Source organism: Pseudoduganella sp. SL102 (assembly GCF_027856995.1).
Taxonomy (GTDB): Bacteria; Pseudomonadota; Gammaproteobacteria; order Burkholderiales; family Burkholderiaceae_D; genus Rugamonas; species Rugamonas albidiflava.
Genome location: NZ_CP115554.1, coordinates 473,039 through 484,810 on the forward strand (window position 1 = coordinate 473,039; position 11,772 = coordinate 484,810).

8 protein-coding genes are annotated in these 11,772 nt (G+C 66.6%); 6 read left to right on the forward strand and 2 right to left on the reverse strand.

Annotated features, from left to right (window positions below; genetic code table 11):
• Positions 1–55: 55 nt before the first annotated feature.
• Together OU994_RS02070 and OU994_RS02075 are read right to left on the reverse strand one after the other, a co-directional pair.
• The gene (locus OU994_RS02070) at positions 56–1,072 is read right to left on the reverse strand and encodes an alpha/beta hydrolase (protein WP_281609429.1); all 1,017 of its coding nucleotides are present in this window, start codon (positions 1,070–1,072) and stop codon (positions 56–58) included.
• Positions 1,073–1,123: 51 nt separating this feature from the next.
• Entirely contained in the window at positions 1,124–1,906 is a 783-nt protein-coding gene (locus OU994_RS02075; protein WP_281609430.1) for an alpha/beta fold hydrolase, read from the reverse strand.
• 338 nt (positions 1,907–2,244) lie between these two features.
• Here OU994_RS02075 and dgoD point away from each other — a divergent pair, with 338 nt between their 5' ends.
• From dgoD to OU994_RS02105, 6 genes are all read left to right on the forward strand, one after another.
• Positions 2,245–3,393, forward strand: coding sequence for a galactonate dehydratase (gene dgoD, locus OU994_RS02080; RefSeq protein ID WP_131148383.1), 1,149 nt, complete (start codon positions 2,245–2,247; stop codon positions 3,391–3,393).
• Positions 3,387–4,373 (forward strand): 2-dehydro-3-deoxygalactonokinase, encoded by a 987-nt coding sequence (locus OU994_RS02085; RefSeq protein ID WP_281609431.1) that lies wholly within the window; start codon positions 3,387–3,389, stop codon positions 4,371–4,373. The genes dgoD and OU994_RS02085 overlap by 7 nt, the downstream gene beginning before the upstream one ends.
• A gap of 9 nt (positions 4,374–4,382) precedes the next feature.
• Positions 4,383–5,000, forward strand: coding sequence for a 2-dehydro-3-deoxy-6-phosphogalactonate aldolase (locus OU994_RS02090; protein WP_281609432.1), 618 nt, complete (start codon positions 4,383–4,385; stop codon positions 4,998–5,000).
• Between the two features lie 89 nt (positions 5,001–5,089).
• The gene (locus OU994_RS02095; RefSeq protein WP_281609433.1) at positions 5,090–7,558 is read left to right on the forward strand and encodes a beta-galactosidase; all 2,469 of its coding nucleotides are present in this window, start codon (positions 5,090–5,092) and stop codon (positions 7,556–7,558) included.
• A 25-nt stretch (positions 7,559–7,583) separates the two neighbouring features.
• Positions 7,584–10,244: a TonB-dependent receptor gene (locus tag OU994_RS02100; RefSeq protein ID WP_281609434.1), complete on the forward strand. Its 2,661-nt coding sequence runs from the start codon at positions 7,584–7,586 to the stop codon at positions 10,242–10,244.
• A gap of 211 nt (positions 10,245–10,455) precedes the next feature.
• The gene (locus tag OU994_RS02105; protein ID WP_281609435.1) at positions 10,456–11,673 is read left to right on the forward strand and encodes a glycosyl hydrolase 53 family protein; all 1,218 of its coding nucleotides are present in this window, start codon (positions 10,456–10,458) and stop codon (positions 11,671–11,673) included.
• Positions 11,674–11,772 lie beyond the last annotated feature (99 nt).

Sequence of the window (11,772 nt, forward strand, 5' to 3'; positions counted from 1 at the left end):
GAAAATGGGGACGTACCCCATTTTTCTGGAAACATTTACTGTACCCGGTTGCCGCTTACTTCAACCGCAGCTTCAACTCTCCCGCCGCCTGGTCCATCGCACTGCGCACCGCCGGCACGTCGGAGAGCACATTGAGCAGGCCGAAGTCGTGGATCATGCCGTTGTAGCGCACCGACTTGACCACCACGCCGGCGGCATCGAGCTTGCGGCCGTAGGCTTCGCCTTCATCGCGCAGCACGTCGAATTCTGCGGTCTGGATCAGCGCGGGCGGCAAGCCTTTCAGCTGTTCGATGCTGGCCTGCAGCGGGGCTGCGTAGATCTCCTTTCGGGCCGCCGCGTCGCGGGTGTAGTTGTCCCAGAACCAGGCCATCATGTTCTTCGTCAGGAAGTGGCCATCCGCATACTGCTGGTAGGACGGCGTGTCGAAGTTCGCATCCGTCACGGGCCACAGCAGCACCTGGGCACGCAGCGCCGGGCCACCCTTGTCCTTGGCCATCAGGCTGACCACCGCCGCCATGTTGCCGCCCACGCTGTTGCCGGCCACCGCCAGGCGCTTGCCATCCACGCCGATTTCCGCGCCATGGGCGGCGACCCAGCGGGTGGCGGCATAGGCTTCGTTGATCGCCACGCCGTAGCCCGCTTCCGGCGATGGCGTGTAGTTGACGAACACCGCCGCCGCGCCGGAGCCGGCGACCAGGTCGCGCACCAGCCGTTCGTGGGTGGGGAAATCGCCCAGCACCCACCCGCCGCCGTGGAAGAACATGAACGCCGGCACCGTGCCCTTCGCGCCGGCCGGGCGCACGATGGTCAGCTTGACCGGCTTGCCCTCCAGCGTGACCGTTTTTTCGCTCACATCGGCGGCCGGCAATTTCACCTTCGCGCCGGCCTGCGCACCCACCAGCACCGCGCGCGCTTCTTCCGGCGTCATCTGTTCGATCGGCTTGCCGCCTTCGATCGCTTGCAGGAAGCCGGCGGTTTGCCGTTCGACGCCGGGCAGGGTGGCGGCGCTGGCGGTGGTGGCTGCCGTGGCGGCGAGCAGGGCGGTGGCGAGGAGAGTTTTCACGGTGTTCATGGCAGTTCCTTTGCTTATTATTAGATAGTGAGCGATTTAAATGTCAGGAAATCAGTTGGCTTGCGCGGCGGTCTCGATCAGCTTCGCCACTTCCGCCGGGTGCGACGTCATCACCACGTGGGAGGCGCCGGGGATGGCCACGGTTTTCCGCGACTGCGCACGGTCGGCCATGAACTTCAGCGCGGCGGCCGGAATATTCTTGTCGGCGGTGCCGTACACGAAGTACGACGGCAGGTTCTTCCAGGCTGGCGCGCCGGCCGCTTCCGTCAATGCCGCTTCGGCGATCGGGCGCTGGGCAACCGCCATCAGTTCGGCCTGCGCTTTCGGCACGTCGGCGGCGAACTGCTGGTGGAACTTGTCTTGCTGGATGTAGAAATCCTTGCCGCCGTCCGGCAGGGCCACCGGCTCGGCCAGTGCCGGGCCCAGGGTGCCGCCCGGGTAGCGGCCCGACAGTTCGAGCGCGGTCTCGCCCTGGTCCGGAGCGAAGGCCGCCACGTACACCAGGCTCTTCACGTTGGACTGGCCGTAGGCCGCGGCCGAGATCACGGCACCGCCGTACGAGTGGCCGACCAGCACCACCGGACCCTTGACGCTTTTCACGATGGTCGCCACGGCGGCCGCATCGCCTTTCACGCTGCGCAGCGGGTTGGCCGCGCCGATCACGTTGTAGCCGTCGGCGCGCAGCTTGGCGGCCACGCCGTTCCAGCTGGTCGAATCGGCGAACGCGCCGTGGACCAGGATGACGGTCGGCTTGACGCTGGCGGCCGGGGCGGCGATGGCCGAAGCGGAACCGATGATCGACAGGGCGAGGGCGATGGATTTGATGGCGTTCATGGTGATCTCCTGAGTAAGTTGGAACTGCGTTAAATAACGTTCGATTAGATAGTGTGCTACTTGTTTGGTTCCACTGTGCCGGGATTATCCCGGCGCTGCGTTCCTGCCTGGTTGGCGCTGTTTGTTACTTATTCCGCTGCTTACTTCCTGCTGCGTCAACCCATGGACTGAAGTATAGATAGCGTGCGATTCAATTGCAAGCGATTTTTAATCTTTTTTGCATGGATGGCGCCGATGTCCGTAGATATGTAAATTTGATATACGTTCTGCTGAATAATCAATATTTCATGACTACCTGATCACGCTACACTGGCCTGACCACATTCCCCCTGGCTGACATGAAAATCACCAAGCTGACGTTGTACCGCGTACCGCCCCGCTGGATGTTCCTGAAGATCGAGACCGATGAAGGCATCACCGGTTGGGGCGAGCCGGTCATCGAGGGCCGCGCGCGCACCGTCGAAGCGGCCGTCAACGAATTGAGCGATTACCTGGTGGGCCAGGACCCGACCCGCATCAACGACCTGTGGCAGGTGATGTACCGGGGCGGCTTCTACCGGGGCGGGGCGATCCTGATGAGCGCGATCGCCGGGGTCGACCAGGCGCTGTGGGACATCAAGGGCAAGGCGCTCGGCGTGCCGGTCTACGAGCTGCTGGGCGGCCGTGTGCGCGACAAGATGAAGATGTACAGCTGGGTCGGCGGCGATCGTCCGGCGGACGTCATCGAAGGCATCCTCACGCTGCGCGAGATCGGCATCCACACCTTCAAGTTGAACGGTACCGAGGAACTGGGCATGGTGGACACCGCCACCGCGGTCGACGCGGCCGTGGCGCGCATCGCGCAGATCCGCGAAGCGTTCGGCAACACCATCGAATTCGGCATCGACTTCCACGGCCGCGTGGCCGCGCCGATGGCCAAGGTGCTGCTGCGCGAGCTGGAGCCGTTCCGCCCCCTGTTCGTCGAGGAACCGGTACTGGCCGAGCAGGCCGAGTACTATCCGCGGCTGGCCGAGCACACGTCGATCCCGCTGGCGGCGGGCGAGCGCATGTACTCGCGCTTCGAATTCAAGCACGTGTTCCAGCGCGGCGGCATCGCCATCGTGCAGCCGGACCTGTCGCATGCGGGCGGCATTACCGAGTGCGTGAAGATCGCCGCGATGGCCGAGGCCTACGACGTGGCGTTCGCGCCCCATTGCCCGCTGGGCCCCGTGGCGCTGGCCGCCTGCCTGCAGGTGGACTTCGTGTCGCACAACGCCGTGCTGCAGGAGCAGAGCATGGGCATTCACTACAACAAGGGCGCCGAGCTGTTCGACTACGTCGTGAACCGCGAGGATTTCCAGATCACCGATGGCTACTTCCCGCCGCTGCCCAAGCCGGGCCTGGGTGTGATCGTCGACGAAGAGCGCGTCGTCGCCGCCAGCCAGAACCCGCCGGACTGGCGCAATCCCGTGTGGCGCCACCCGGACGGCAGCGTGGCGGAATGGTGACCACGCCAGTCCTCATCGGTCTCGACTGGGGCAGCACCAGCCTGCGCGCGTGGCTGGTCGCGCCCGACGGCACCGTGCTGGAAGAACGCAAGTCGGACCAGGGGGCTTCCACGCTGTCCGGCCATGGCGCCTTCGTGGCGGCATTCGATGACGTGTCCGGTGCCTGGCGCGCCGCGCACGCCGGCTTGCCGGTGCTGGCATGCGGCATGGTCGGCAGCACGCACGGCTGGCTGGACGTGCCGTATGTGCGCTGCCCGGCCGGCCCCGCCGCGCTGGCGGCCGGCCTGCGCCGTCCCGGCACGGCCGATGGCGCCGTATCCGCTTCCTCATCGATTTCCGCATCTGCTCCCTACATCGTGCCCGGCGTGCTGTTCGACGATACCAGCCTGCCGCCGGACGTGATGCGCGGCGAGGAAACGCAGGTGGTGGGCGCGCTGCACCTGCACGGCACGCTGGGCGCGTCCAGCTGCGTGGTGCTGCCCGGCACCCACTCGAAATGGGCGCAGGTCTGCGGCGAACGCATCGTGCGCTTCGCCACGCACATGACGGGCGAGCTGTACGCCGTGCTGCGCCAGCATTCCGTGCTGGGCCGCCTGATGCCGGACGATGCGCCGGTCGACCCCGATGCGTTCGTGCAGGGAGTCGACGCGGCGCGTGACCATGGCGAGCTGGGACTGCCGCACCAGATCTTTGCCGCGCGCAGCCTTGGCGTCACCGGCCGCCTGCCGCACGAGATGCTGGCCGACTACCTGTCCGGCCTGCTGATCGGCCACGAACTGCGCGCCGGCCTGCAGTGGCGCGCGATGGCCGGCCTCGGCTCGCAGCCGCTGGCGCTGGTGGGCGCGCCGAATTTGTGCGCCCGTTACCAGGTGGCGCTGCACCGCTTCGAGCGGCCCGCCGACCTCGTGCTGGATAACACGGCGCCCGCCGGGCTGCTTGCCCTGGCGCGCGCGGCAGGCCTGCTGCCGATCGACACCTGAAAGAATCCGATGACCGTTTTCGACGAAGCTTTTGCCAAACTGCCGCTGGTCGCGATCCTGCGCGGCCTGCGACCCGAGGAAGCGGAAGGCATTGGCGCCGCGCTGTACGGCGCGGGCTTCCGCCTGATCGAAGTGCCGCTCAATTCGCCCGACCCGTTCGACTCGATCGCGCGCCTGGCGCGCAGCTTGCCGGCCGATGCCGTGCTGGGCGCCGGTACCGTGCTGGAGACCGACGCTGTGGCGCGCGTGCGCGATGCCGGCGGCAAGCTGGTCGTGATGCCCCATGCCGACACCGAAGTGATCCGCGCGGCCAAGGCGGCTGGGATGTGGTGCGTGCCCGGCGTGGCCACGCCCACCGAGGCCTTCGCGGCGCTGAAGGCCGGTGCCGATGCCCTGAAGCTGTTCCCGGCCGAACTGGTTTCCCCGGCAGTCGTGCGCGCAATGCGCGCGGTGTTGCCAAAATGCATCAAATTGCTGCCGGTGGGTGGCATAACCCCCGACAATATGGCAGACTTCCGCGCCGCCGGCGTGGCCGGCTTCGGTCTCGGCTCGGCGCTGTACAAGCCGGGCATGGATGCAGCGACTGTCGCCGCCAATGCCAGGGCATTCGTCGAGGCGTGGCAATGACGACGCAACAGCAAGGACACCAGTAAAAACAAGCAAGCGCCGGTACCCGACCGGCGGTAACAGCCTGCAGTGAACCACCTGGAGACGCAATGAGCAAGCAATGGAAGCGCCCCGCGATGGCGCTGGCGACCGCATTCGCCATATCGAATGCGCTGGCGGCGCAAGTCATCGGCGTCGACGCGTCGGCACCGGCCGCGGCACCCGTCTCCGGCCATCTGCAACTGGGCGCCGCGAGCACGCCGCGCGGCAGCGTGCTCGGCGCGAACAACCGCTACCTCACGCTCGATGGCCAGCCGTGGATGCCCGTGATGGGCGAGTTCCACTATTCGCGCAGTCCGGCCGCCACGTGGGAAGCGGAACTGGCGAAGATGAAGGCGGCCGGCATCACCGTCGTCGCCAGCTACGTGATCTGGAACCACCATGAACCGAAGGATGGCGCGTTCGACTGGAAGGGCAATCGCGACCTGCGCCGCTTCGTTCAGCTGTGCGGCAAGCTGGGGCTGAAAGCCGTGGTGCGCGTCGGCCCGTGGGTGCATGCGGAAGTGCGCTACGGCGGCATTCCCGACTGGGTGGTCGATGGCATGCGCACGCGCGGCAACGATCCGCAATACCTGCGCCATGTGGCGCGGCTGTACCGCGAGATCGGCGCGCAGCTGAAGGGCAGCCTGTGGAAGGATGGCGGTCCCGTCATCGGCCTGCAGCTGGAAAACGAATACAACCTGGGCGGACCGGGCGAAGGGGCCGGGCACATCGCCAAACTGAAGCAGCTCGCGCTGCAGGCGGGCATGGACGTGCCGTATTACACCGTCACCGGCTGGGATGGCGCGCGGTACCCGTCCGGCCAGGTCACGCCCGTGTTCGGCGGCTATGTCGACGAGCCCTGGGCCGTCTCCACCACGGAGCTGCCGCCGAAGGAAACCTACGCGTTCCGCTTCGACAGCCGCGTGTCCGGCGACCTGGGCGCGCAGACGAAATCGCACGGCCCCGGCACCGCCGAAACCGACATCGACAAGACACCGTTCCTCGGCGCCGAATACGGTGCCGGTTTGCCGTTCATGTACCGCCGCCGCCCGGTGGTCTCGCCGGACGATATCGCCTCGATGCTGCCGGTGCAGCTGGGCTCCGGCGTGAACCTGATGGGCTATTACATGTTCCACGGCGGGCGCAATCCGGTCGGCGGCACCACGCTGGAAGAAAGCAGCATCAGCGGCGGCTACAACGATACCCCGGCGATCAACTACGATTTCCAGGCCCCGCTGGGGCCGGACGGCCAGCAGCGCGCCGTGCTGGAATACCTGCGCCCCTTCCACTACTTCATCGCCGGTTTCGGCGACCGCCTGGCACCGATGACGGTACGCAAGCCGGACGTGACGCCGGAAGGCCCGAAGGACCTGCGCACCCCGCGCGTGGCGGTGCGCAGCAGCGGCGACAGTGCCTTCGTGTTCGTCAACAACCACGTGCGCCAGTATCCGATGCCGGCGCAGGCGCTGCAGTTCGACGTGAAGCTGGCCGGCGGCACGGTGCGATTCCCGCGCCAGCCGGTGACCGTGCCGGACGGCGCGTATGCGATCTGGCCGGTGAATTTCGACCTCGATGGCACGCGCCTGCGGCACGCCACGGCGCAGCCGGTGGCGCGCCTGGATGGCGGCGCCGACGGCATCACCTACGTGTTCGCCGCCAGCGCCGGGATCCCTGTCGAGCTGGCGCTGGAAGCGGAAGGCGCGGCGATCGATACCGCCGCGCCGCGCAGCATGGCCGGCAATGCCACCATCGTCGATGTCACGCCGGGCACCGCGCGCGCATTGACGATCCGCCGCGCCGGCGCAAGACCCGTGCACCTGCTGGTGCTGCCGGCCGACCAGTCGCGCCGCCTGTCGATCGGCGAGATCGCCGGCCAGCGCCGCCTGGTCCTGAGCGGCCAGCAAACCTGGTTCGAAGGCGGCAAGCTGCACCTGCGCTCCGTCGGTGACGCGGCGATGCGCTTCGCCGTGTATCCGGCGCTGGCCCGCACGCCGAAAGCGGCTGGCGGCGCTGGTAGCGCGACCTTGCGTGCGCAGGGCAGCGACGGCGTGTTCCAGGCATACGAAACCACGCTGCCGGCGGTGCAGCTGACCGCCACCGCCACGCCGCTGCGCCAGGCGCTGCCGGCACCGGCCGTGATGAAGGGCGGCCTCGCCAAGGCGGCCATCCAGCCGATCCCGGAAGCCTGGCGCACCGCCGCCACCTGGCGCATCGACGTGCAGCCGGACGCGCTGAAACACGTCGACGATGCGCTGCTGCAGATCGATTTCACCGGCGACATCGGCCGGCTGTTCGACGGCACGCGCCTGGCGGATGACTGGTACTACAGCGGCTATGGCTGGCAGGTCGGCATGAAGGCGCTGGCGGCAAATGGACAGCAGCCGAACGAGCTGTCGCTGGCGGTGCTGCCGCTGCGTGCCGACGCCCCCGTCTACATTCCGAAAGAAGCACGACCCGATTTCGGCGCGCAATCGCAGATCGCGCGCGTCAACAGCGTGAGCCTGGTACCAGTCTACAGGCTCACCGTCACACCATAAAAATTCACACACCATCGGAGAAAGCATGAACTTCACCAACCAACCGGGTCGCCGCCACGCGATCGCCATCGCCGCGGCCATCTGCGCGATGCCGGCACTGGCCCAGACCACCGACACCCCGGCCGCCCCTGCCGCGCCTGCCGCCGAGACGCAGCAAGTCGTCGTGACCGGCATGCGTGCCAGCCTGCAAAAGGCCCAGGACCTGAAAAAGAACGCCGACCAGGTGGTCGACTCGATCGTGGCCGACGACATCGGCAAGCTGCCCGATTCGAACGTCGCCGAAGCGCTGCAGCGCATCACCGGCGTGCAGATCTCGCGCAGCCGCGGCGAAGGCGACCGGGTGCAGATCCGCGGCCTGTCGCAGACCCAGACGCTGGTCAACGGCCGCTCCATCTTCACCGCCGGCAAGGAACGCGGCCTGTCGTTCCAGGACGTGCCCTCCGAATTGCTGGCCGGCGCCGACGTGTACAAGACCCCGACGGCCGAGCAGGTCGAAGGCGGCATCGGCGGCGTGATCGACCTGCGCATGCGCCGGCCGTTCGACTTCGCCGGCCTGAAAGTGGCCGGCACCGTCAAGGCCACCGATGCCGACTACGCGGACAAGCGCAACGGCGAAGGCTCGCTGCTCGTGTCGAACCGCTGGAAACTGAACGGCCAGGATTTCGGGGCCCTGATCTCGATCGCGCACCAGAAGCGCGACTACCGTTCGGACACCCAGGAACTGAGCGCGCCATCCCAGCTGGCGGACGGCTCGGGCGCCTATGCGCCGATCGGTGCCTGGTACGCCTATGAAATGGGCGAGCGCGAACGCACCGGCATCAACGCGTCGCTGCAATGGCGGCCGATGCGCGGTGTCGAACTGTATGCGGACGCGAACTACACGAAGCTGGAAACTGCCACCGACACCTACGGCTTCTATGCTTCGCCGTACTGGCCGAACTGGTCGGCCGAGACCAATGCCGGCGCCATGTGGCCGCGCGGCAGCGTGACCACCGAAAACGGCAATGTCACCAAGGGCACGTTCTACGGCGCGCAGATGACCACTTCCGGCTACATCCGCGACAACGACACGAAGACCCGCCAGCTGGCGGTCGGCGGCTCGTGGCGCGCCAACGGCTGGACCGTCAAGTCCGAGCTGGGCTACACCAAGAGCAATTTCGATCAGTTCTACCAGGAAGCGCGCCTGGGAGCGGGGGTGTCGAATCCCGCCTTCACGTATGACCTGACGACCGAGCTGCCCTCCGCTTACCCGGAGCTGGCAAACCCGAACGACCTGCTGACGCCTTCGCAGTACTGGGCCAACAAGGCGCTGTTCTTCCGCCAGAAGAACGATGGCCGCGAAACCGTGTGGCGCGGCGACGTCGAGCGCAGCCTGGAGAGCGACCTGATCCCGCGTATCAAGGCGGGTGTACGCGTGTCCGACCGCAAGGCCAGCAGTACCGAAGTCAATACCGTCGACGAGATCTGGAACGCCGGCGGTACCGGCCCGGTCGGCGGCGCGCTGCCGGGCCTGGCCAGCCAGATCGGCGCCATCCCGTACAGCGATCTGCTGCACCGCGAAGGCGCCGGTACGATTCCGAAGCAATGGCTGTCGATCGCCAACCTGGACTGGCTGCGCGACCCGCAGGCCGTGCGCGGTGCGCTGGGCCTGTCGGTACCGGGTTTCGATGCCGGGCAGACCTTCGATTTCGCCGAGAAGACCCAGGCCCTGTATGGCATGGCCGACTTCGAATCCGAACTGCTGGGCAAGGAACTGACCGGTAACTTCGGCGTGCGCTACGTGCGCACGAAAACCGAACGCCGCTGGCAGGAACTGCAGAACAGCAGCTACGTAACGCGCCAGGCCGATACCACCGACGACGATTTCCTGCCGAGCGTGAACGCCCGCCTGGCACTGACGGACAAGCTGATCGCCCGTGTGGCGGCATCGAAGGTCGTCACCCGGCCGAACTTCGACCAGCTCACGCCGAGCCTGTCGCTGAACGCCAACGACCGCACCGGCTACCTGGGCAACCCCGACCTGGCACCGCTGTCGGCGCGACAGTTCGACACCACGCTGGAGTACTACCTGAGCCCGAGCGACTACGTGTTCGGCGCCGCGTTCTACAAGAAAGTGGATGGCTTCATCCAGACCACGACGGCAAACGTGCAGTACGGCGGCACCGCGTACAGCGTGCGCACGCCGTCGAATGGCCAGGATGGCACGATCAAGGGCCTGGAAATCGGCTACCAGGGCTTCTTCACGAACCTGCCGGGCATGTGGAAGGGCCTGGGCGTGCAGGCGAACTTCACCTACGTCGACAGCAAGGCGCCGGGTCCGCTGCAGGGTCAGGTCACCACGCTGGAAGGCTTGTCGAAGCAGAGCTACAACATCGTCGGCATGTATGACTGGAACGACTTCGCGTTGCGCCTGGCGTACAACTACCGTGGCAAATACCTGAACGGCACGCAGAACTACTACGTGAACAACGGTGCCACGATGGCGCAAACGCCAACCTACATGAACGGCTACGGCCTGGTCGATGCCTACGCCAGCTACCAGCTGACGAAGAACCTGAAGGTGGCGTTCGAAGTGAGCAACCTGACCCGCAAGTCGCGCAGCAGCTACTACGGCGTGACCGGCACGCAGTTCGGCCGCTACGCCGACGACCGCCGCTTCGGCCTGAGCCTGCAAGCGAACCTGTAAGGAAGAAGGCATGCGGCCGGCGCCAGCGATTCGCCAGCGTCCGCCGCATGCGCGAATCACTTCGAGCCACGCCGAACCACGCGCCAGCGTGGCAGATGGCCGCACCGACCGGCGCGGCCATTTTTTTCGGCCCTCGACCACGACTTACGACCACGACGTACGACCATGATGTACGACCATGACGTACGACAATGAGCTACCGGAGACCAAGATGATGACATTCGCATTCCGCCCGTTCGCGCTGGCAGCGCTGCTGGGCGCCGCCCTGTGCGCGGCAACCGTGCCGGCGTCGGCCAACGAACCGCTGCTGGCCGGCGGCGACTACTCGGTGCTGCCGCTGATGGAGAAGCACGGCGCCGTGTTCAGCGACCGCCAGGGCAAGCCCGGCGACGCGCTGAAGATCCTGCGCGCATCCGGCCACAACATCGCCCGCCTGCGCCTGTACGAAGGTCCCGGTCCGGGCACCGGCAACGAAGGCTGGCACTGGCCGGCCGGCTCGATGGACTTGCCCGACCTGCTGAAGATGGCGCGCCGCAGCGCGGACCTGGGCATGCAGATCGAGCTGACGTTCCACTACAGCGACTTCTGGACCAACAGCAAGACACAGATCGTGCCGGCGAAGTGGCGCACTGAGCTCGATAAGCTCCCTGACGACAATGCCCGCTTCGAACGGCTGCGCCAGCTGGTGTTCGAGCGCACCCGCGAAGTGATGGCAGCCCTGAAGGCGCAGGGCACCACGCCGCAATACGTTTCGGTCGGCAACGAGACCGAGGGCGGCATGCTGTACCCCTATGGAAAACTGGGCGGCAAGACGCTCGACGAGAACTGGCCGCGCCTGGGCGCGCTGTTCCAGGCCGGCTACGACGGCGTGAAGGCCGTGTCTCCCGCCAGCCAGGTGATCATCCACCTCGACGACGGCGGCAACGTGGCCAAGTACCGCCATTACTTCGACCACCTGCAGAAGCTGGGCGTGAAGTGGAATGTGATCGGCGCTTCCTACTACCCGTTCTGGACCAAGCGCAGCGTGGCGCAGTTCACCGCATTCGCGAAGGAGATCACGCAGCACTACGACCGCGACCTGTTCGTGATGGAGACGGGCTTCAACTGGTCGCCGGTGCTGCCGAACGGCCATGCCGGCCAGTTGTCCGACAACGGCCCTTATCCCGCTTCGATGAGTTCCCCGGAAGGCCAGGCCGCGTTCATCGACGAGCTGCTGGGCGCCCTGCGCCGTACCGACCGCGTGCTGGGCGTGCTGTACTGGGATCCGGTGATGATCGAAGTGCCGGGCACCGGCTGGGCGGTGCGCGACGCCGACGGCAAGCCGGGCGCGAACGTCGTGTCGAACACCACGCTGTTCGACTTCAAGGGCCGTGCGCTGCCGGTTCTCGATGCGTGGCGCAAGCACACGCCGGCGCCGCGCAAGGAGTAATGGAAACCCAGGTCCCGGCGTGTCTCTGTGGACCTGGAACCAGCGCTCACGCCACTCGGCGTGACCCATCATTGGCTGAGCAGGCATCTGAAATGACAA

Excerpts from the sequence above, each read along its gene's own strand:
- OU994_RS02070 (WP_281609429.1), bottom strand. The coding sequence starts at position 1,072 with ATGAACACCGTGAAAACTCTCCTCGCCACCGCCCTGCTCGCCGCCACG.
- OU994_RS02075 (WP_281609430.1), bottom strand. The coding sequence starts at position 1,906 with ATGAACGCCATCAAATCCATCGCCCTCGCCCTGTCGATCATCGGTTCC.
- dgoD (WP_131148383.1), top strand. The coding sequence starts at position 2,245 with ATGAAAATCACCAAGCTGACGTTGTACCGCGTACCGCCCCGCTGGATG.
- OU994_RS02085 (WP_281609431.1), top strand. The coding sequence starts at position 3,387 with ATGGTGACCACGCCAGTCCTCATCGGTCTCGACTGGGGCAGCACCAGC.
- OU994_RS02090 (WP_281609432.1), top strand. The coding sequence starts at position 4,383 with ATGACCGTTTTCGACGAAGCTTTTGCCAAACTGCCGCTGGTCGCGATC.
- OU994_RS02095 (WP_281609433.1), top strand. The coding sequence starts at position 5,090 with ATGAGCAAGCAATGGAAGCGCCCCGCGATGGCGCTGGCGACCGCATTC.
- OU994_RS02100 (WP_281609434.1), top strand. The coding sequence starts at position 7,584 with ATGAACTTCACCAACCAACCGGGTCGCCGCCACGCGATCGCCATCGCC.
- OU994_RS02105 (WP_281609435.1), top strand. The coding sequence starts at position 10,456 with ATGATGACATTCGCATTCCGCCCGTTCGCGCTGGCAGCGCTGCTGGGC.